General features: G+C 44.4%; 18 protein-coding genes and 1 other annotated feature. Of the genes, 16 read left to right on the forward strand and 2 right to left on the reverse strand.

Features of this window, described 5'->3' with window-relative positions; genetic code table 11:
* Window positions 1-53 precede the first annotated feature (53 nt).
* Genes BLQ79_RS05040 through BLQ79_RS08445 form a run of 4 tightly spaced genes read left to right on the forward strand, consistent with a single transcriptional unit; the run spans window position 54 to window position 1,757 of the window.
* Window positions 54-740, forward strand: a complete 687-nt coding sequence (locus BLQ79_RS05040) for a putative quinol monooxygenase (protein ID WP_091364516.1) — start codon at window positions 54-56, stop codon at window positions 738-740.
* Between the two features lie 14 nt (window positions 741-754).
* Complete coding sequence (locus BLQ79_RS08435; protein ID WP_268761818.1) at window positions 755-880, forward strand: hypothetical protein; 126 nt, start codon at window positions 755-757, stop codon at window positions 878-880.
* 27 nt (window positions 881-907) lie between these two features.
* Entirely contained in the window at window positions 908-1,504 is a 597-nt protein-coding gene (locus tag BLQ79_RS08440) for an alpha/beta hydrolase fold domain-containing protein (RefSeq protein ID WP_091364517.1), read from the forward strand.
* Entirely contained in the window at window positions 1,443-1,757 is a 315-nt protein-coding gene (locus BLQ79_RS08445; protein ID WP_091364518.1) for an alpha/beta hydrolase, read from the forward strand. The genes BLQ79_RS08440 and BLQ79_RS08445 overlap by 62 nt, the downstream gene beginning before the upstream one ends.
* 412 nt (window positions 1,758-2,169) lie before the next feature.
* Here the strand turns inward: BLQ79_RS08445 and BLQ79_RS05055 are convergent, their stop codons facing one another.
* Window positions 2,170-3,228, reverse strand: a complete 1,059-nt coding sequence (locus BLQ79_RS05055) for a hypothetical protein (RefSeq protein WP_091364519.1) — start codon at window positions 3,226-3,228, stop codon at window positions 2,170-2,172.
* A gap of 569 nt (window positions 3,229-3,797) precedes the next feature.
* Here BLQ79_RS05055 and BLQ79_RS05060 point away from each other — a divergent pair.
* The 10 genes from BLQ79_RS05060 (at window position 3,798) to iadA (ending at window position 15,700) form a co-directional block, all read left to right on the forward strand.
* Complete coding sequence (locus tag BLQ79_RS05060; RefSeq protein WP_091364520.1) at window positions 3,798-4,412, forward strand: hypothetical protein; 615 nt, start codon at window positions 3,798-3,800, stop codon at window positions 4,410-4,412.
* A 271-nt stretch (window positions 4,413-4,683) separates the two neighbouring features.
* Window positions 4,684-5,283 carry an energy-coupled thiamine transporter ThiT gene (thiT, locus tag BLQ79_RS05065; RefSeq protein WP_200779834.1) on the forward strand — a complete coding sequence of 200 codons (600 nt, stop codon included), beginning with the start codon at window positions 4,684-4,686 and terminating at the stop codon, window positions 5,281-5,283.
* Window positions 5,284-5,476: 193 nt separating this feature from the next.
* Window positions 5,477-6,643, forward strand: a complete 1,167-nt coding sequence (locus tag BLQ79_RS05070) for an iron-containing alcohol dehydrogenase (protein ID WP_091364521.1) — start codon at window positions 5,477-5,479, stop codon at window positions 6,641-6,643.
* 502 nt (window positions 6,644-7,145) lie between these two features.
* Window positions 7,146-8,453 carry an ammonium transporter gene (locus BLQ79_RS05080; RefSeq protein ID WP_091364536.1) on the forward strand — a complete coding sequence of 436 codons (1,308 nt, stop codon included), beginning with the start codon at window positions 7,146-7,148 and terminating at the stop codon, window positions 8,451-8,453.
* A gap of 11 nt (window positions 8,454-8,464) precedes the next feature.
* Window positions 8,465-8,836 (forward strand): P-II family nitrogen regulator, encoded by a 372-nt coding sequence (locus BLQ79_RS05085; protein WP_091364523.1) that lies wholly within the window; start codon window positions 8,465-8,467, stop codon window positions 8,834-8,836.
* A gap of 200 nt (window positions 8,837-9,036) precedes the next feature.
* Window positions 9,037-9,282 (forward strand) — a binding site (T-box leader).
* Between the two features lie 58 nt (window positions 9,283-9,340).
* Window positions 9,341-10,819, forward strand: coding sequence for a tryptophan transporter (locus tag BLQ79_RS05090; RefSeq protein WP_091364524.1), 1,479 nt, complete (start codon window positions 9,341-9,343; stop codon window positions 10,817-10,819).
* Window position 10,820: 1 nt separating this feature from the next.
* Window positions 10,821-11,633: an energy-coupling factor ABC transporter ATP-binding protein gene (locus tag BLQ79_RS05095; RefSeq protein ID WP_091364525.1), complete on the forward strand. Its 813-nt coding sequence runs from the start codon at window positions 10,821-10,823 to the stop codon at window positions 11,631-11,633.
* 3 nt (window positions 11,634-11,636) lie between these two features.
* Window positions 11,637-12,320, forward strand: coding sequence for an energy-coupling factor transporter transmembrane component T family protein (locus tag BLQ79_RS05100; RefSeq protein WP_091364526.1), 684 nt, complete (start codon window positions 11,637-11,639; stop codon window positions 12,318-12,320).
* A 364-nt stretch (window positions 12,321-12,684) separates the two neighbouring features.
* The gene (gene yfcC / locus BLQ79_RS05105; protein ID WP_200779835.1) at window positions 12,685-14,397 is read left to right on the forward strand and encodes a putative basic amino acid antiporter YfcC; all 1,713 of its coding nucleotides are present in this window, start codon (window positions 12,685-12,687) and stop codon (window positions 14,395-14,397) included.
* A 109-nt stretch (window positions 14,398-14,506) separates the two neighbouring features.
* The gene (iadA, locus tag BLQ79_RS05110; RefSeq protein ID WP_091364527.1) at window positions 14,507-15,700 is read left to right on the forward strand and encodes a beta-aspartyl-peptidase; all 1,194 of its coding nucleotides are present in this window, start codon (window positions 14,507-14,509) and stop codon (window positions 15,698-15,700) included.
* A gap of 138 nt (window positions 15,701-15,838) precedes the next feature.
* Here iadA and BLQ79_RS05115 read toward each other — a convergent pair whose 3' ends face one another.
* Window positions 15,839-17,377 (reverse strand): Ppx/GppA phosphatase family protein, encoded by a 1,539-nt coding sequence (locus BLQ79_RS05115; RefSeq protein ID WP_091364528.1) that lies wholly within the window; start codon window positions 17,375-17,377, stop codon window positions 15,839-15,841.
* 244 nt (window positions 17,378-17,621) lie between these two features.
* Between BLQ79_RS05115 and BLQ79_RS05120 the strand changes: the two genes are divergently transcribed.
* Entirely contained in the window at window positions 17,622-19,178 is a 1,557-nt protein-coding gene (locus BLQ79_RS05120) for a Ppx/GppA phosphatase family protein (protein ID WP_200779836.1), read from the forward strand.
* Window positions 19,178-21,325: an RNA degradosome polyphosphate kinase gene (locus BLQ79_RS05125; RefSeq protein ID WP_407639618.1), complete on the forward strand. Its 2,148-nt coding sequence runs from the start codon at window positions 19,178-19,180 to the stop codon at window positions 21,323-21,325. Before BLQ79_RS05120 ends, BLQ79_RS05125 begins: the two co-directional genes overlap by 1 nt.
* Window positions 21,326-21,802 lie beyond the last annotated feature (477 nt).

Below are 21,802 nucleotides of genomic sequence, written 5' to 3' on the forward strand. Positions count from 1 at the left end.
ATGTATGACGCAAACTAAAATATAAGCATTTTACATTTCTTGGAGGTATATTTATGGCAAATTCCTTTTGCTCATCCCATTCTATCCGTACCCCGGAGGGGAATATGCCCATGGTGCATTGGGCAGTGGTGGAATCTACGCCGGGAGGTATGACAGCTATGGGACGCATTGCCCAGGAAACGGTTGGACCGCAGTCGGCCCGCGAAGCAGGCACGTATGCGCTGTATGGTGGTGTCGATGCCAAGAATCCAGATGTGATGAGGCTTCTGGAAATCTATGAAAGCTATGAAGCTTATCGCATACACAGCACCAGTGAAGCTTTTCAGGCATATCGGGCAGCCAGACTGCCTGTTCTGAAAAATTTGCGGATATTGGAAGCGGATGGCATCGCCTTGGAGCAAAAAGACAAGGGCGTGGGCAAGGTGGTTTACATGCACCGCTATGAAGTCATCCCGGAAAAGCTGGCCAAGTATCAGAAGCTGACAACCCAGGAGGCTCGCAGGGCTGTAAACGAAGATGGCGGTGTTCTGGGGATGTTCGTTACTGCAGAACACGACGCACCAAACGTCATCCATACCATGGAAATCTATCGTGACAGAGAAGCTTTCGAAAAATATCAGGCTTCCGAAGCATGCCAAACATATATGATGGAGGTCATGCCTATGTTCAGCATGACTCACATGGTTGAGAATATGCCTGGCAATATCGTGCTTAGCGATAAGGGAATCCATAATAAGTGATTATGGGGAGCGGTATGAAAAATAAAATTATCTATGGCATCACCGTAGGCGTCATTGGGGTCATGCTGGCAGGGGCTCAGACTGCCATGTCTGCAGCAGCTTGGATGCTTCCTGAAACTGGCCTGCAGATGGAAAGCTAAGCCAAACAGGCTTATGTTGCAAAGGAAATGGGCAAGTTTTTCCATCCTCAACCGGGAGACGCAAAATCTGCTCCTGTGAAATTCGAGGTGCCGCATGGTTGGATCTACCGTACTTTTACAGTAGATGGCCTGAAGATGGAGCAGGTGCAAAATCCATCTGGCAAGGAGGGCCGGGTTCTGCTGAAATTACATGGTTGCGGCTATGTACAGGGACTCCATGACAGACACCGACAGATGGGGGTAAATCAGGCAGTACTTACGGAAGCACAATCGCTTTACATGGTTCATTATCGTCTTGCACCAGAGTATCCCTTCCCGGCTGCTTTAGAGGATGCCTTTAAAGCATATGAGTATATCCTGAATCAAGGTGTTGAGCCGGAGAACATCATCGTCATTGGCGATTCGGCTGGGGGAAACCTGGCCTTGGAACTGGCGGTATATCTCAAAGAGCATAATATGCCGCAGCCCAAAATGTTGATACTGATTTCACCCTTGACCACCTTTGCCAATGACCTGCCTTCACGTGGGTATAATATGGATCGTGATTTAGTTTTGGGACGCAATGCCTCCCCCCCTTTACAAGGCTGTGGTAGATTCTACCTATTCCAAGGGTACAGACCTTAAAAATCCTCAACTTTCCCCATTATATGCCAATCTTACGGGACTTCCCCCCATGTTGATACAGGCTGGTGGCTATGAACTACTGCTGGATGACAGTATTGAGCTTATGCGTAAGGCAGCATCCAATGATGTGGATGTAACCTTGACTGTTTATCCCGGTATGCCTCATGAATTCTCTCTGATGATGCCGGAGCTGGATGACAGCGTGGCTTCCTTTAGGGAAATTCGGGACTTTGTCAGCAGGCAGATGCGCTAGTAACAGATTTTTGACATTTTTATTCCAAGCTCACATGGGAAGATTTTTTAGATGATTATTGACAATTTGCTATATTAGGTTAAAAGAAAAGACAAGAAGGATTCCTTTAGCGTGTGCAATTTTACACTTTGCTATACACCAAGGGAGTCCTTCTTTTTATATTTTTACGCATGAAAGGATAATTATGTCTTTTGCAATTACCGATTTGCTTTTGAACACGGGGGTGTTCAAAATCCTTGCCATCGTTCGATTGTATCAAATATTGAATATTATGGGGAATGTATAGTTTTTGTGGAATTGGAACTGATGCAGACAGAATACTTCAAATAGTACAGATTCAACACAAAAGGAAGCTCATCTTTTTAGGATGAGCTTCCTTTTTTAGTAGTATTTTAACTTTTTATATTTAATCTCAGAAATGCGTCAGCGTCAGTTTTTCTGCATCCGTCCCCGGAGCAGTACAGAGGATGGCCGTTCCTTTTACCTTGTCCAGGCTGTCACATGGTTCGGGTACATATTTTCCGTCATGGGAGACGTATTGAATGAGTTCAGCAGGGGCGCCGCCACCGCTCTGGCGTACTATGATGCTTCTGGCACCGTTAGGGAGTCCGTTGGTGGCATCTTTTGTGATGATGATTGGTGTACGGATCAGAGTGAAAGACTGATAAATCTGGAATTTCCCTTTATATAGGCGTCCCCATACGGCGGAGTCTCCGCCGGTTCCACTGGTGTATGGTCCGGTGATGACAGCGAAAATTTCATCGGTACCATCACCGTTCAGGTCCACTTTATTATAGACGTAGCTGGTGTGGGTCCGTTCTTCTTTTCGAATATCATAATAGTCAGCAATGGCCTTCTCCAGTTCAGGGCAGGGCTTGGTTTCCGCATATTGTTTCGGGATAGAGGCAGGAATCCACGATTCTGAATCGTAGAAATGGTTATTTTTTTTTTTTGTCAATTCCAGTGCGGTCAGTCCGTATTCCTGATAGAGGCGGATATTATTTTTTCCCAGACTCCATTCTTCCCAGGTGGCTCCTCCTTCAGAAGGCCTGGTCTGGATATTTGTGGGATTTCCGTAAAGTTTTTGCAGAGTTCTACTGTAAGGCTTTGCCTTAGGGGAATCGAGCTGTATGGTTACAGTGCTGACTTTTCCTTCGTTGTCGTACAGCGTTCCTGCCTGAGTGTTTTCTCCAAAGAGGGGGAGGGAATATATTCGGCCAATTAATGTCGTGCCGTCTGCCGCATAATTTTCAGTACCGCCTTGAACATAGCGGCCGGCATGTAAATTATCCTCGCCCGGGAGGAGAAGGCCCAGGCGGATGGAATCTCTGGTCTGGCGAAGTATGGCAGACTGCGTATCAGTGGGCTGTAAACTGGAGAGTGCAGCATTGGCTGACACTGAAGAGACAGCACAAACCCCACAGGTCAGGGCACAGGCCAGGAGGAGACAATAAAGTGATCTATGTTTCATGATTATAGACCTTTCTTTCAAATGAATAGAATATTTGTTATCTGGATATATTGTACAATAATGCAGGCAGACAATGATAAGAACTCCAACACTTATAATACCGGGGGATAGAGCCGCTCGTGTAGATAGAAAAGATATTTACGGCGGAAAAGACAAAATCATTCCTTCCTTATAAAAATTCAGGGAATAGTTTTATACTGAGCACTTCCGGATTTTCTGTATAGCTGCATTCGGTTGCCGTAACACTTCCGCATTGTGACAAATGCTGTTGTCTGCTGCGAGAATCCGTTCTCTGGTAATAATCGCATATACAGGATGTAAGTGCATATCCTTAGCGGGGAAATTACAGACTTTATACTTGCATTTTCAGCAGATTGCTGTTTGATGGAATTAGGAAGTCCTTTGCAATCTCGACAGGCTTAACAAGCCAGAGATGAGGGGCTGTGTAAAACTGAGAAATTTTTTCACAGCTCTTGGATGACTAGGAGTTCCGCTCTTCAGTCTCATGTTATAATAAAGAAAAAGTGAAATATTTTTATTGTTCGTTTGATGATAGGGGATGAGTGCAGATGAAAAAGCAGAAGGGACAGGATTTGATAGAATATGCGTTTCTGCTGGCTCTTATAGTTGCTGTGGGAGCAGGCATATATTCCGCTGGCATGCCGCATTCTATTTCCAACGTTTTTGTGCAGGCCGGTTCGCTTCTTGGGGAGGCATCAAAGAAACAGCTTTCTGCAGTTTCTTCTTATGATGATATTATCAAACGTCTGGGGGAAGGGCGTTACCAGGGACTTGCGGATATACTGAAGGAGACCCCGGATGGCCAGGCGGTGGATATAGATTCGGATAGCGCTGCCGGACAGCAGTTGGCGCAGAAGCTGAATATCCAGACTAAAGATGGGGATGGCTGGTTTGCAAGAGTCAATACAAACGGATATTTCATAGTGTCTTACTATTCGGCGGACGCTAATAAGGGAGTAACGTTCAGCCAGCTGAAGAGTGATTACAAAGACAATCCGGGTAAGTACGGCAAGGATCCTGTAACATCCCGGTATAAGACGACTTTCAAAATTAACGAAGGGTATTATTATCCGAATGGAAATTTGAAAACCTATAATACGGTAGGCCATATAGAAACCAGTCCGAATGGGAGTGGAATGAGTATTTATCCTGGAGCTCGATAACGGGCAAGGGATTAAGGGTGTTTCATGAAAGAAGGGGTTGTGAAAACATGAGAATTGTTTTTCACAGCTTTTTTTCATTGTTGTGTTATCAAAGGGAAACAGAAGAAAATATACTGGATAAGTAAGTCACTGGTATATAATGGATTTAGAGGAATATAGGCAGATAAATTCAGGGGATATGGAATGGAAGAAAAATGTTGACAACCAGGAATTATATCACCTGATATTTGCTTTTTTATTGATGGTGCTATTACCGGAAAGAAGTGTTTTTATGAATGAACTGCTAACCCATCCTGCGGCCGCATTTGCTCTCATTGGCGTGTTAACGTTGATTCTTGGAGGCCTTTATTTCCGCCATGTTCATCTCAGCACGCGGACTCTTGTCAATATGTCACTGATGCTGGCTATTACCGTGGTTCTTCATCAGATAAAACTTTTTCATATGCCTCAGGGAGGCAGTGTGACAGCAGGTTCCATGGTGCCGCTGCTTCTTATTGCTTATCGTTATGGGGTGGGAATCGGGTCATTGGCAGGATTTCTTTATGGCTTGATTGATCTGCTTTTGAATCCATTCATAGTACATCCTGTACAGGTTCTGTTTGATTATCCTTTGCCATATATGGCCATGGGACTTGCCGGTCTCTGGAGCAAGCATCTGTATGTGGGCACAGCGCTGGCTTTCATCGGTCGCTTTTTCTGTCACTTTATTTCCGGGATAGTGTTCTTTGCCTCCTATGCTCCGTCGGGGATGAGTCCTGTGCTTTATTCTATGGTTTTTAATGCCAGCTATCTGTTGCCGGAGTTCATTATTTGCTGCCTCATACTGAAACTACTGCCACTGAGGCTTATTATGCGCAGTATGAAATCCTAAATCAGGGGCAGACAAACGGCCTCTATAGCTGCCTCTTTGATTTTGTTATAACGAAAGAAAATGACATTTAAATTGGATATTCATGCTTTTTATCTATGATAATCATGCGTTGAAAGACTTTTACAGAAGTAAAGGGAAAGTTATATTCTATATATAGGAATAAGTTCGGTAGTATAGCAAAAGGAGGTATATCATGTTAGGTAATTTTTCTTATGTTAACCCAACCAAACTGTATTTTGGAAAAGATGCACTTTCTTTTCTCCCTGGCGAACTGGCCAGATATGGGAAACATGTGGCACTGGTATACGGGGGCGGATCCATCAAGAGAAATGGTATTTATGACCAGGTTATGAATATTCTGAAAAAAGCAGGAAAAGAAGTGACTGAAATTTCCGGGGTCATGTCCAATCCTACGGCTGACAAGCTCAAAGAAGGGGTACAGATTGCAAGAAAGGCCAACGTTGATTTTATTCTGGCTGTAGGCGGCGGTTCCTGTTGTGATTATGCAAAAGCACTTTCTGTATCTGTTCATTATGATGGGGATCCATGGGATAAGCATTTCCTGAAGATGGAAGAGCCGGATTGTGAAATTGTACCGGTAGGATGTGTGCTTACTATGGTAGGAACAGGTTCTGAGATGAATGCAGGCTCTGTTATTACCAATCATGAACAGAAACTGAAAATCGGCCATGTATTTGGTGAAGAAGTTATGCCTCGTTTCTCCATCCTGAATCCGGAATTTACCATGACGGTGCCACAGTATCAGATGATTTCCGGTATTTATGATATGTTTAATCATATCTGTGAACAGTATTTCTCCGGAGATGATGATAATTCCAGTGATTATCTGGCAGAAGGGCTCATGCGCTCTGTTATCCATTCCTCCCGCATAGCAGTGAAAGATCCGAAGAACTATGAAGCAAGAAGTAATCTGATGTGGGATGCTACGTGGGCACTGAACACCCTTATAGGGAAAGGCAAGACTCAGGACTGGATGGTTCATATGCTGGGGCAGGCTGCAGGGGCCATTACCAATGCGGCACACGGCATGACTCTGGCTGCTGTATCACTCCCGTATTATCGTCATATTCTTCCGTATGGACTGCCGAAGTTCAGACGTTTTGCTGTCAATGTATGGAACGTACAGACTGAAGGAAAGACCGACGAAGAAATTGCCAGAGAAGGACTTTCTGCAATGGAATCCTGGATGAAAGAACTGGGACTGGTTATGAACCTTACTGATCTTGGTGCAACGGAAGAAATGATTCCGGATATCGTAAAGGCAACTATTATTCTGAATGGTGGCTACAAGACACTTACAACAGAAGAAGTAGAAGAGATACTCAAAGAAAGTCTGTGATTCTAGTAGGAGAAAGACAATGCAGACTTTCAGACGTCAGATTGGAAGCTCAGGAGATCTCCTTTCAGATAAAACCGTAAGGCAGTAAACTTTGTTTGCCGACTTGCGAGTCGAAGGCTCGCATTGAGCATGAGCATTAGCTCATCCTTGTATGTGAATCCATGGGAATGATGGTAATATGCTGCTCACCATCCTTTCAGCTCTCCTGCCATGTATCTCTAACCTGATTTTTTCCCTTGCAATTTTTTTTAAGCGGGATATAATAAGATACATAAATAAATATAAATGTATGGCAATGAGGCCTGTGTACTTTGGTACGCAGGCCTTTTCTATGTATGGAGGCGACGGATATGAGGTAGGAGTGTGAGACTGATTCATAAAGTCGGAAAATCAGTATAAGATATTGAAACAATTGTAATTGCATACAACAGGTAATGGTGCCGCAATGGAAGCTACAGTTATTCCATGCGGTTTTTTGTTTCTGAGAAAAGGGTTGGTCTGTATGAGAAAATATATATTAATTCCATTTTTGGAGTTATGTCTTCTTCCTGGAATCGCGAGAGCAGCTGATGCAGGAAGTGAACTTAATGGAGCAGATATCACCTTTATGGCCATATCCACGCTTCTGGTTTTGATTATGACTCCGGCACTGGCCTTTTTCTATGGAGGCCTCGTCCGCCGCAAAAATACAATTAACACCATTATGATGTCCATGGTGTGTCTGGCAATTTTTGCTGTTCAGTGGTTCGTGTATGGCTATTCACTTTCCTTTGGTCCCGATGTAGGAGGCATAATAGGCAATCTGGACTGGTCTTTCTTCCATGGAGTGGGAATTGCAGCTAATCCTGATTATTCGTCCACTATTCCACAGATTCTGTTCGCACTGTTTCAGATGGCCTTTGCCATACTTACACCGGCTATTGTCAGTGGGGGCATTGTAGAAAGAACACGATTCCCGGCGTATTGCCTGTTCATCCTGCTCTGGGGCACTTTGGTTTATGATCCCATGTGCCATATGGTATGGGCGGTAGGTGGCTTTATCAGGAATGTGGGAGCTTTAGATTTTGCCGGTGGTACGGTTATTCATGTGACTTCCGGGTTTTCAGCCCTTACAGCAGCCATTCTGATTGGAAAGAGGAAGGGGTATGGTACACTGTCCCTTCGTCCTCACAATATTCCCTATGTTTGTCTTGGAGGCAGTCTCTTGTGGATGGGGTGGTTCGGTTTTAACGCCGGCGCAGGGCTTTCTGTTTCCGGTGTTATGACACAGGCCCTGGCCAATACAGGGATTGCATCCTGCACAGCCGGGCTGGTATGGATTATTCTGGAAGAATTTATTCATAAAAAGATTACCGCGCTGGGGCTCATGACGGGTATTCTGGCAGGGTTGGTCGGAATCACACCTGGTGCTGGCTTTGTGGATACGAATGCAGCTTTTGTTATTGGAGTTACTACTCCTGTAATCTGCTTCTTCTTTATTTCCTGTGTTAAGTCTTATTTTGGCTATGATGATTCGCTGGATGCTTTTGGTTGTCATGGTATGGGCGGTGTATGGGGCGCTCTGATGACTGGGATATTCTGTACTAAAGCGGTAAATAGTGCCGGGGCAGATGGGCTTCTTTATGGGAACCCGGCACAGATGATTCCGCAGATAACCGGTATTGTGGTTGGCATGGTTGTCGCTGTGGTTATGACCGCCGTTATTCTGAAAGTACTGGGGTGCTTTATGACCGTGCGTGCAACGCCATCGGAAGAAGCCCAGGGACTTGACCTTATTGATCACGGTGAACGAGCTTATAATAAGTTATAAGAGGTGCAGATATGGATACGGAAAAGAAAATTTATAAGGTAGATGCGGTTATCCGGCCGGAAAAGCTGGAGGAATTAAAGGATAGACTCTATGCTATTGGTGTTACCGGTATAACGGTATCGGACGTATACGGTTGTGGTCTTACTCATGGGCAGGAAGAAATTTACAGAGGTAACGTACTCACAGTAAATTTGCTTCCTAAAGTCAAAGTGGAAATTGTCATATATGAGACTCCGCTCGAAAAACTTATTGATACCATTCGAGATACCTGTAATACCGGACATGTAGGCGATGGAAAGATTTTTGTTTCTGAACTGCTGACAGCCATTAAAATCCGTACAGGCGAACGGGGCGGCGATGCCATCATCGATGATAAGGCCTGAGGGGCTGAAAAGAGATATAAGAATTGAGGAGGGGGAAAAGGCCAGAGAAAATCCTCAGACAGCGATGAGCAGAACGCATAGATTGCAAACGTTTGAATTGCGACTTCATTAAACCTCAAATCTGTCCATGAGCTATAGCTCATACGGAAAGGGGTTGACATAGTAAATATTGAATGCTACAATCTAAGCAATTTAAAGTAAAACAACCGTTGAGCAGGGATAGTAACCTGGCAATATTCATTACAGAAAACCGATAGATGATGAGAATTCGGTATGTATGTGCCTGGCGAATGGGCCTGTGAGGTGCAGTCTGATCCATATGGGGTAGGAACTGCCGGAGCCTTCACCGTTACAGGAAGGCACGTATCGATTGAAATATCTGTACGCTGAGCAGGGCTTAATAGCCAATATGGGTGGTACCGCGGAAATTAACTTTCGTCCCTTTGTCATAATGACAAGGACGAAAGTTTTTTGTTTTTCAGGAAGATTACTGGAGGGATGGATATGCAGAAAATAGATGATGTATCAACGTTAGTGTTTACTAAGGCCAGAGGTGGAAAATTCAGATGGCTTACTATTTCTACACTGATGCTGGCTATTGGTATGCTTCTGCATCTGGTTTCTCCATCTGTCTTTGGATTTACACCGAACTGGATGATTGCCACATACTGTGTAGCCATCCTGCTCACTAAGCCGTCATACAGACAGTGCATAGGTATCTGTATGGTGGCGGCACTGATGGAAGTGTTTACCAGTAAGGCAGCGTTCCCTTATGGCAATTTCTTCAGTGAATTTGGCGGGGCTCTGGTTGCCGGATTTTTCGCACATTCCGTACCGCCTCTTCGTGTAGGCAGATTTTCTCTTCGCCCTATACTGACTGGATTTGTAACGACTTTGGTCAGCGGGTTTATCTTTGTAACTATTCTCAAGGTGGTCGTTGGTATTCCTATGCCGGTATATCTGTATGGTATCCTGCCGGCTGTCGCTATGGTAGCCGCTGGTAATGCGGCCATTACTCCTTTCCTTTATTTCCCGGCAAGACATCTTTTCCAGACAATGAATGGAGAGGCTGCAGTAGATGAAGACGTAAAGGACAGCGATCACAGCCAGTTAATTTTAAAGCAGTCCAGACCAGGGGTAATCAGCATTGAACATCTTTCTTATACCTACCCCGGAATGGAAGGGGAAGCACTTCATGACATAAACCTGGCGGTAGAAAAAGGAGATTTTCTGGTAGTAACTGGTGCCAATGGGGCAGGAAAGACCTCACTTCTTATGGCTATGGCAGGAGCTGTTCCCCAGTACTATGGCGGTACCATGAAAGGGATGGTATTTACCGGAGGTAAGGCGGTAACCCAGACATCCATTTCCGATCTGGCCTCTAAGGTCGGCGTTATTCTTTCCGATTACAGTGCGCAGATTGTTACGCTCACAGTTGGGGAAGAAATGGCATTTACGTTGGAAAATCATGGATACAGTCCGGAAGAAATTAAGAAAAGAAGTAAAGAAGCGCTGGCCAAGGTAAGACTTACCGGACTGGAAAAGAGGGAAGTTTCCACTTTGTCCGGTGGACAGCGGCAGCGTCTGGTTGTGGCAGCGGTACTGGCAGAAGAACCGGAAGTGCTCATATTTGATGAACCTACCAGTGCTATGGATCCGGAAGGGATTTCTGAATTTTATGAAATGGTAGGTCGGCTGAATCGGGAAAATGGATTGACCGTTGTGGTGGCGGAACACCATCTGGAAGCGGTTCTTCCCTATGCGAACCGGTTCGCTCTTCTGGATCGCGGACATCTGCTGTCAGAAGGTACGCCTGAACAGGTCATGAAGTTTATGATGAATCATCAGGTCTATGCCAATGCGATACCAGATATCTATAAGGCACAGCTTGTTCTGGAAGAAGAAGGCTGTCATTTTGAAAAACCATTTCTCAGTGTTTCGGATGCTCAGGCGTCCATTGCCAGAGCGGTGAAAGGAGAATAATATGCTGGAATTACAAAATGTATCTTTCCGGTACACGCCCAGGGGAAATAATATTTTATCTCATTTTTCCGCATCTTTTGGCGAAGGTGAGCTGGTTGCCGTTACCGGGCGCAATGGGAGTGGTAAAACAACCATGACAAGGATTTTGGTGGGGCTGGAAAAACCATCAGAAGGTATAGTTTCTTATGAGGGAAATGATATTTCTGCAGAAGACGCATCGGCACGCAGTCGATTCATAGGGTATGTGTTTCAGCAGCCAGATCGTCAGATGTTCATGCCGACGGTAAGGGAAGAAGTCGCATTTGGTCCACGTATGCAGGGGCTTACCGGGAAGGAACTGGACGATGCAGTGGAAAATGCTATGCGTGCGGTGGATGTGGCCGAAGAAGCAGATCGGTATCCTCGCTCCCTGCCAAGGGGCACACAGCAGAGAGTGGCTATTGCATCAGCTATTGCCATGAATATCCGCTATCTTATTCTGGATGAACCTACAAGCGGGCAGGATGGAAATGAAAAAAAACGTCTTATTTCGCTGATGAATGCATTGCGTAAACAGGGAATAACGGTGATTCTGGTAACTCATGATATGGATATTGTGGCATCAGACTGCAGCCGGGTTATTGTCATCGCTGATCATGAAAAGGCTTATGATGGTACACCGGAGAATCTATTTGCCTCGGAAGGAAAGGCAGAGCAGTGGGGGCTGGCCGTTCCATCGTCCGTTGCCCTTGGCAGAGCGCTGCCGGGGAGCCCGTACTGCAAAGATATGGTTTCTTTCTGTAATGCGTATATGAAATTACATGGGAGGGAGTAAATTATGGAAAAATTAGTACCGCTTACAAAAATTATTCTTACACTGGCCACTGCGGTATGGTCCCTCACGCTTCAGACTCCTTCCGGACTGGCTGTACTGTGTGTGTTTGAACTGCTTATTCTGCTTCTGGCCAGACGTTTATTCAATAGCCTGAAAGCTGTTTTCCTGCTTGTGGTTTTTGCAGTTATGCTGGGACTTATTGAATATGCTGGTGGTGGAACACCGGTAGAATGTTATGTTTCCGCATTCCGTATGCTGGCGCTTACTATCATTTTTATTTACCTCCTTGGTACGGTACGCCTTCAGGATCTTACGGCAACCATGGTGCAGCAACTGAAAGTTCCTTATGAGTATGCATTCATGTTTACTGCCGGGCTCCGTTTCATTCCTGATTTTCTGGAAGAAAATCGCATGGTAACGGAAGCCCAGGCCTGTCGAGGAATGGCCGTGAAGGGCTCCTTTATTAAAAAGTGTAAGAGATATATGAATATTGTACGTCCACTTATGCTCCGTTCTCTGGAACGAAGTGAAACCATGGCACTTTCTCTTGAACTTCGTGGATTTGGTGGGAAGGGGAGAACCTTTGTGGACAGTGTGGCTCTGCATGGGGCGGATTATCTGGTGGTAATTCTGACATGCGTTGCAACGATTATGGTATTTTATGCAAGAATGAAATATGGAGCTTGAAACGCTGATTGTATACAGGACTGAAAGTGAGTACTGGTAATTTCTACAGGGAAGAGCAGTACGTTGAATGGGATAGCCATTGGAACGGCTGCTCTTTTTGCATGTGACCCGCAGTAACATCGGAAGAGGAATAAGACTAAGAACTGTGGAGAATCATATGAGGTAAATATAGAGAAAATGTAATATTTTCAGATAGTTGACATTATTTATCTATTTTTGGATTTTTTTATATCTATATTAAGAAAATTTGATGTAGGCAGTATAATCGGATTTCGAATAAAATGTATATGTATATATTTACCTTTTTGGGGTAGTATAGTAAACTTATATTGTCTTATTTTTTTATTCTTGAAAGGAGGAAATTATGTTCAAGAATATAACAAAAATGAAGACACCGCATACTTATGCAATTATTTTCGGTGTCGTAATTTTTGCGTGGATTCTGACATTTCTGATTCCGGCTGGGCGTTTCAGCACTCATGATATTACTTATAAAGATAACAACGGAACAGAAAAGACACGTACTGTACTTCAGCAGGATTCATTCCGTTACTACTACCATTACAATATGGGGGCTGTGCAGAAAGATCTGACTGCTATTGCCAACAATCCGGAAAAGCTGGATGAAATGGGTATTGATAAGGGTGACCTGGATGATCTCCTTAAGACCAACAGCGCAGAATGGACCGATGAAGATCTGTCTGATGCAGGCATTACCGATGCTGCCCTTTACAAGGAATTTGGTATGGGCATCTATGACCAGTCTGCACCGCTGCACAAGACCGCCAGAATCTGGGGTACAGAAGATACCGGCGGATTTGGTGTTCTGAATTATGTATTTGAAGGGTTGGTAACCGGTGACAGAACAGGTACTGCAGTTGGTATCGTAGCATTGATTCTGGTTGTCGGTGGTTCTTTTGGTATTATCATGAGAACCGGTGCAGTAGATGCAGGCATCTATGCTTTCATCAACACATCCAAGGGCCTGGAACGTGCGGCTCTTCCACTTCTCTTCTTTGTATTCTCTCTTGGCGGAGCTACCTTCGGCATGGCGGAAGAATGTATTCCGTTTGCCATGGTTATGGTTCCGTTTGTAATTGCGCTTGGGTATGACTCCATTGTTGCAGTTACTGTAACTTTTGTAGCTTCTCAGGTTGGTAATGCGGTATCCTGGATGAGCCCGTTCTCCGTAGCTATTGCTCAGGGTATTGCAGGCATTCCGGTTCTGTCCGGCACCAGCTTCCGTCTTCCTATGTGGTTCATCGTTACCGCACTGTCTGCGGCATACATGATGATTTATGCAGAAAAGATAAGAAAGCATCCGGAATCTTCTGTTGTATATGAAAGCGATAAGTTCTTCCGCGACAGAATGAATGAAACCACAGAAGAAGAAAAGGAATTTAAGCTTGGACATAAGCTCATTCTTGTGGAAATGCTTGCTGTTCTGGTATGGATTGTCTGGGGCGTAACTCAGGAAGGTTATTACATCCCAGAAATTGCATCTCAGTTCTTCGTTATGGGCTTTGTAGCTGGTGTTACAGCCATCATCTTCAAGCTGAATGGCATGACCATTAATGAAATGGCTGCTTCTTTCCAGTCTGGTGTTAAGGATCTGGCAGGTACTGCAGTGGTAGTAGGTATGGCTAAGGGCATTCTGCTGGTTCTGGGTGGCAGCGATGCAACCGAACCATCGGCTTTGAACACCATTCTTCACTATATCGGAGAATCTGTTCATGGCATTCCGGCGTTCTTTGGCGCAGAAATCATGTACCTGTTCCAGAGCTGCTTCAATCTGGCAGTTACCTCTAACTCTGGTCAGGCAGCCCTGACAATGCCGATTATGGCTCCGCTGTCTGATGTACTTGGCATTCATCGTCAGATTGCTGTCCTGGCATATCAGATGGGTGCAGGCTTCGTAGACGCATTTACTCCGGTATCTGCGGCTCTGATCGGTGTACTGGGTGTAGCTCATATTGATTGGGCAACCTGGGCGAAGTTCCAGATTAAGATGCAGGGATTCTTCTTCCTTATGGGTACAATTATCCTGTTTATTGCCTGCATGATTGGTTTGCAGTAACTGGCAGAAAGCCTTATACCACAGGTGACAGGCTTTGTGTTTCTTGAGGTGTATGGCGTGACGATATGCCATACACCTTTTTTGTTACATTTCATCTATGGAGGAAATAATGGTTATTCTCATTAAAAATGCAGAAGTTTATGCTCCGGAGAAACTGGGGCGTAAGGATGTTCTTGTTCTGGATCAGCATATTGCCGCTATCGGAGATAATCTGAAGGTCGATTTTGGCGGTGCAGTTCCGGTCACTGAAGTAGATGGAACCGATATGGTTCTGACGCCAGGCTTTATTGACAGCCATGTGCATGTACTGGGCGGTGGCGGAGAAGGCGGTTTTGCTACCCGTACCCCGGAAGCTGTGCTTACTGACTTTACTACCTGCGGGATTACTACCGTATGCGGACTGATCGGCACTGACGGCGTGACCCGTGATATGCGGTCACTTGTAGCCAAAGTGCATGGCCTGGATGAAGAAGGTATCAGCACCTACTGCTATACCGGAAACTATAAGATTCCGATTAACACACTTACAGGCGATGTAATGACCGATATCATGATGATTGATAAGTGTATCGGTGTTGGGGAAGTGGCATTGTCTGACCACAGATCTTCTCAGCCTACACAGGCAGAATTTGAACGTATTGTTGCCGATGCCCGTGTGGCAGGTATGCTTTCCGGAAAGGCCGGAATAGTGGACATCCATCTGGGCGACAGCACACGGTATCTGGATATGATTCTTGCACTGGTTCATAATACGGAAATTCCATATACCCAGATTCTTCCGACACATATCAACAGAAATGCAGAACTGTTTGATGCCGGCCTCGATTATGTAAAGGAGGGCGGATATATTGACTTCACCGGTAATGCAGACATCGATTACTGGGAAACCGTATGCAGTGAAGTCAGAGTTTGCAAGGGATTCCGTCGTTATTATGACCTTGGACTGGATCCGGATCACTTTACCATGTCTTCCGATGGCCAGGGGTCTATGCCAGTATTTGATGCCAATGGCGTATATAAGGGAATCGGTGTAGCAAATTCTGCATGTCTGCTCAAGGAAATCAAAGAATCTGTAGACAGAGAAGCTCTGCCGCTGGATTTTGTTCTCCGTTGTGTTACCTCTAATCCGGCTAAACTGCTCAAACTCCACAACAAGGGACATATCCAGACTGGCTATGATGCAGATATCCTGTTGCTGAATAAGAAGGATCTGAGCGTTAATACCGTAATTGCCAAAGGCCAGATTATGGTCAGTGAAGGTAAACCGGTTAAATTCGGTACATTTGAACATATCAGAAAATAAATACGGACTAAATATGGGGTTTATGTGAGAATCCAATATTTGGGAATGACAAAAGGGACTGTGAAATAATGAATAAAATCATTTTTCACAGTCCCTTTTGATGTGCCATGCAAACGATATTTCTGTATATTGTAAAGATTAATATTCAGGGAACCATTCAATAATCAAAGGCTTTTCAAAAAGTTTACGGAACACAGGTATGATAGGTGTGACGGCATGTGCAAGAATGTCCACGTTGTCTGTGCTGAAATATACGCGCATGTCCGCTGAATGGGAAGTTCCGGAGCAGACAATCTTTTCCACAGCCCGGTCGTTGGCTTCATCCAGCGCTTCTGCCAGCTGAAGGAAGCAGGCCAGCTGACGAACGGTATCCCAGTCTTCATCTTCCAGCATGTCCGTGTAAGGGTTATTCTTCAGGAATTTGCGGGAATATCCATGATGGAATGCCACAATGAATGCGCACATAATCTGTTCCTTATGAGAAAGGCCGAAAATACGGGCATTGGCCGTAAGGTAAGCGCTGTGGCGGGCGTGGCTGTAATAGTTGATAAGCATGCCGGCATCATGGAGGAGTGAAGAGGTCATCAGTAGTTTTCTTTCCCGCCCATGCATACGATGAAGTGGTTTCCACTGATCGAACATGGTGAGTGCCATCTTGGTTACATGAGAAGCATGTGCCCCATCGTGGAGAGGGATGGAATGGCGGTAATTCTTTACAGAGTTTACCAGCATATTTTTCAGGTAATCTTTTTTGCGATCATATTTATTGTCATAATATCGGAAAAAGACACCTTCACGAAGACCGCATCCGGAGATAATCAGTTCTTCTGCGTTTACCAGTTCCAGCAGCTGTTCAATAACCAGGGACCCGGCAATGATAATATCGGTCCGTTCTTCGGACAGACCGGAAATATTTTCTCGCTCATGGGCGGATGTCCTGGAAAGGTAATCAATCATTTTGAACAGTTCTTTTACCGGGAGATGGTAGTTATGGAGTTTCGGCAGGGGATATCCGGTTTTTCTCTGATGCATCTTAGCCAGATTTCGAACAGTGCCTCCGATTCCGATAACAGGAAGCCCTGATTTAGGAAGCCAGGAAATGCGATGTAGCTTAGAAGATATAAATTCTTCCATTTCTTTGCGTTGTGATGAGGAAATTTCATCGGAAGAATCAAATTTCTGCGTCAAAGTTACAGCACCGATAGGAATGCTGATGGATTTAACCCGTTTTTTGTTTTTGACCAGGGAAATCTCAATACTGGCACCGCCCAGGTCAAAAAGGAGAAAGTCCTTTTCATCAATCGTGTGGATTACCCCGGAAAAACCCAGGGTGGCTTCTGCATATCCGCTGATAACCGTCATGGGAATACCGGTTTTGGCGCGGACTCTCTTGATAAAAGAAGCCCCGTTTCGTGCATTTCGAACGGCAGCTGTCGCTACGGCAAGAACCGTCCCAATATGCTGACTTTCGATAATATGTGCATAAACAGAAAGAAGTTTAAGCGCCCGCTGCTGTGCTTCTTCTGTGAGGCACATGTTGTTTTCCAGCATGCCAGCTGACAGGCGGATGGATTCCTTTTCCTGATATACCAGTTTATGGGCACCATTCTGAGTAATTTCAATGATAATGAAGCGGATTGAATTTGATCCTAAATCGATAACAGCTACTTGTTCCATGTTTTCTCCTTCTTTAATAACTGTCTTTATTTTACAACAGGGAAGAAGATTTGAATACAAATTTTACAATTTTTACAACGAGGAATAGAAATGTGGAGTGACAGAAAGATGAAAAAGTGATATATTTCCAGAAGAAGTAAATTAAAATTAACTATAACAGCATATAGCCCAATGATAGAGAAATTTGTATTATAATGATAATAAAGTAAACTTCTATATCAAAGGTTTGGAAAAGGAGTATTACATGAATTCGAATACAAAAATGTTGTACGGAGTTATTCACATTGGATCTACAGCGTTATCTATGCGAATTGTATCGTATCATAACTTAGATGATATTCAGGTTATTGAAGAAGTGGCTAAAGAGGTTACTTTTGGTGAAGAAGTTTATCTCAATAAGAAACTGTCCTTTGCTTCGGTTAACCGGCTGTGCAGTATGCTGAATGGCTTAAAGCAGCTTCTTAACGACTATCAGGTAAAGGAATACAGCGTATATGCAACGGCAGTATTCAGAGAAGCAGAGAACAAGCGAGCTATTCTTGATCTGGTACATGTAAATACGGGCTTTGATGTTCAGGTGCTGGATATGTCTCAGGAAATTTATCTGGAACATTTTGCATTGCAGCATCAGCTCAGGAAGTATAACCATAAAAATTCACACAGCCTTGGATCTGATTTCCTGTTTGTGGATATAACTTCCGGGGCGATGGGGCTTACCGTATGGCAGGGAGGCGTACTTACTTATCAGCATGACATACATGTAGGGACGCTTCGTCTGCTGGAAACCTTTAGTGCTAACCAGCGTGCATCCAGAGATTATCCGGATGCCCTTGCAGAATATATTCATGCGGTAATGAGGCCTGTCTGGAAGACCATTGAGCAGTATCATCCGTCAACTCTGGTGTTCTCGGGGCGTGAATCAAGGATTATAGCCAGACTTCTTGGATGGCCGGTTATTAAGCATAATATGGCCATCTGCAGTCCGGAAAAGATTAACAGTCTCTATGATGCAGTTGGGAGGCAGTCGTCTTCCCATATCCGGCAGGCATATGGAATTACAGAAGCGGAAGCGGATGTGGTTCTTCCTACCATTCATATATATCGGGAAATTCTGGAACACGTACCGGCGAATAAAGTGGTCATGATGGGAACAACCTTCCTGGAATCGCTGAGTATGTATTATGGAGCCGGAAAGACTGATGATCAGGCCATCGTGGAAATGCAGATTCAGAATCTTAAGCTTACTGAATCCATTGCCGAAGGGTACTATTATGAACCAAAACATGCGCATTGTATGCAGAATTACAGTCATATCATTATTGAAGCCTTCCGCTCAGTGAATGGCCTGGGAAAACGGGAGGAATTCCTTCTAAGTATGGCGCTGATTCTCAGCCAGATTGGTAAGTATGTCAATCTGATAGACTCCAGCAGAAACACTTGGAGCCTTATCCGCAGTATTGATATATTCGGCATTTCCGAAAAGGAAAAGGATGCGGTGGCATGCATTGCCTTTTATGAACACAAAGGTATGCCGGAAGAAGATGATTATGCGTTCAAACTTCTGGATGACAGCATGAAGATGACCGTGCTGAAGCTGATTGCGGTGTTCCGTCTTGTACGGGCTATGGATATTTCACGCAAACAGAAAATTCAGGATGTTACAGCCCGTATGGTGGATGATACACTGCTGATTGAATATGATACCAGCGCGCGCACAGCACTGGAAAGCTGGTTCTTTGAAAAGGAAAACGATTTGTTTAAGAGTGTTTTTGGTATTGAAGCCAAGCTGGAGAGAAGATAATGATGAATACAACAGATTTCAAACAGAAATTTTATCTTAATCGTGAACTTTCCTGGCTGTCATTCAATGACAGGGTTCTCGAAGAAGCGACCGATCCCAATAATCCTCTTTTGGAAAAACTGAAGTTTGTAGCTATTACCTCTTCGAATCTGGATGAATTTTTCATGATTCGTGTGGCTGGTCTCAGACATCAGAAGGAAAATGGGGTTACCAGAAAAGATATTGCAGGAATGACTCCTGAACAGCAGCTTCAGCACATATCGGAATCGGCACAGCACCTGGTGGCTAAACAGTATATGTATCTTAAGAAAATACTGAATGCGCTGGAACTGGAAGGCCTGTATTTTGTCAAGCCGCGTGATCTGACTAAAGGACAGCTGGAATGGCTCAGAGATTACTTTGAAAGGGAAATATTCCCGGTAGTTACTCCTATGGCTGTGGATTCATCCCATCCATTCCCGTTCCTGGCTTCCAAGAGTCTGAACCTGGCAATGCTTCTTGAAAAGATTGAACGTACCGGCGACGATGATAATGATATCGACGTCAAAACGGCCATTGTTCCGGTGCCTTCGGTTTTGTCGAGAATTATTGCTCTGCCGGAAGATAAGGAAAGAAAGGGCTGTCATGATTTCGTCCTGCTGGAAGATGTAATCCGTCACTTTGCACAGCAGTTGTTCATGGGGTATGATCTGCTGGAAGCGCATGCGTTCAGAATTACCCGTGACGCCGATCTGTATATTGATGAAGAAGACGCCAAGGATCTGGTAGTGGAAGTGGAACGTCAGTTGAAAAAGCGCCAGAAAGGGGAAGCCGTACGTGTGGAATTTGAGCGTGGAACCAGCCGGTTTATGCAGCGTTTTATTACACAGTCACTGAATCTGGTAAAGAACGACCTGTATGAAATTGATGGTCCGATTGATACCACTATGTATTTCCGTTTCTGTGGCATTCCCGGATATGATAAGCTGAGATATCCGGAGGCGCATCCATACACTCCGTGGAGCATGATTCAGTCCCATGAAAAGGATATCTTTTCCATGATTCGCGAAAAGGATATGCTGGTGCATCTGCCGTATGAATCCTTTGATGAATCGGTAGTTAACTTTGTCATGTCAGCGGCTACGGATCCGGATGTACTGGCGATTAAACAGACACTGTACCGTGTAAGTTCCCGGAGCCCGATTATCTGGGCACTGGAAAAAGCGGCGCAGAATGGTAAGCAGGTCACGGTTCTCATGGAAGTTAAGGCCCGTTTTGATGAAGAAAATAATATTCACATGGCCAGACGCCTTGAAAAGGCGGGAGCTCACGTAATTTATGGGCTGGTAGGGCTGAAGACTCACTCCAAGTGTACATTGATTATCCGCAGGGAAAAGGATGGCATCCGGAGATACGTTCATGTAGCTACCGGTAACTATAACGCGTCTACAGCAAAACTGTATACCGATTTGGGGATATTTACCTGCAGTGATACATTTGGTGCGGATGCGTCTGCATTCTTCAATCTTCTGTCCGGCTATTCTGATCCGCCGGTATGGGATTCCTTCCTTGTGGCACCTATCAATCTGCGCGAACGCTGTGTAGCCTTGATTGACAGAGAAATTCAGCATGTTAAGAATGGGGAAAATGGGCATATTATTGCCAAGATGAATTCTCTGCTGGACAGCCGTATGGTGGATAAACTCTATGAAGCTTCGCAGGCAGGGGTAAAGATTGAACTCATTGTCCGTGGTATCTGTGTGCTTATTCCTGGAATTCCAGGGGTGAGCGATAATATTACGGTTCGCAGCCTGGTGGGGCGTTTCCTTGAACATAGCCGTGTGTTCTGGTTTAATAATGGCGGCCGTGAAGAACTGTACATTGGCAGTGCTGACTGGATGCCGAGAAACCTTAATGATCGTGTAGAACTGATGATTCCGGTAAAGGATACCGACTGCATGCACCGCATTAAGAACATGGTGCTTAAGGAACTGGAAGATAATCAGAAGGCGCATATCATGCAGTCCAATGGTACCTGGGTCAAGATGATAGCCAGTGAAAATAAGGTATGTGCCCAGGAATATTTCCAGAAGCTGGCAGAACAGCGCGGTGAACAGGAAAAGATGACTCTGAAACAAAAATTTGAACCTTATGTTCCTGTGAAATAACAGAAAGACCATTTATAACTGAAATAACAAAGTAAGTACAACCCTGAGGAGAGTTGCTGTTGCAGGCAGCTCTTCCCGGGGTTGTGCTTTTTGTGTGCCAGTACAGGATAGCCTTGTAAATAAGAAGGGGCTGCTGTATGTACAGATGGATATATCTGTAAAGTATGGAACGCTATAACTAATATAACTATTAACACCTGGTGATAATAATTGTAGTAAGTGGTGATAATCCACCTGAAGGATGGTAAAAATGGGACAAAAAGTGGTAATAACAAATCATTGACAATCATAAAAATGACATTCCGGTGGCGGATGGTTCAAAACTTCAACCATTGAATTTATCGGTATGGTGGTAATTTTCAGCGATTTATAAATATGCATCACTTCAATATATCCATTGGATAAGTACAAAGTTTACAATAAAAATATCAATAAATTAAGATATAATCGGATAAATTAGGAATATTAATAAAATTT

Source organism: Dialister histaminiformans (assembly GCF_900103425.1).
Classification (GTDB): domain Bacteria; phylum Bacillota; class Negativicutes; order Veillonellales; family Dialisteraceae; genus Allisonella; species Allisonella histaminiformans.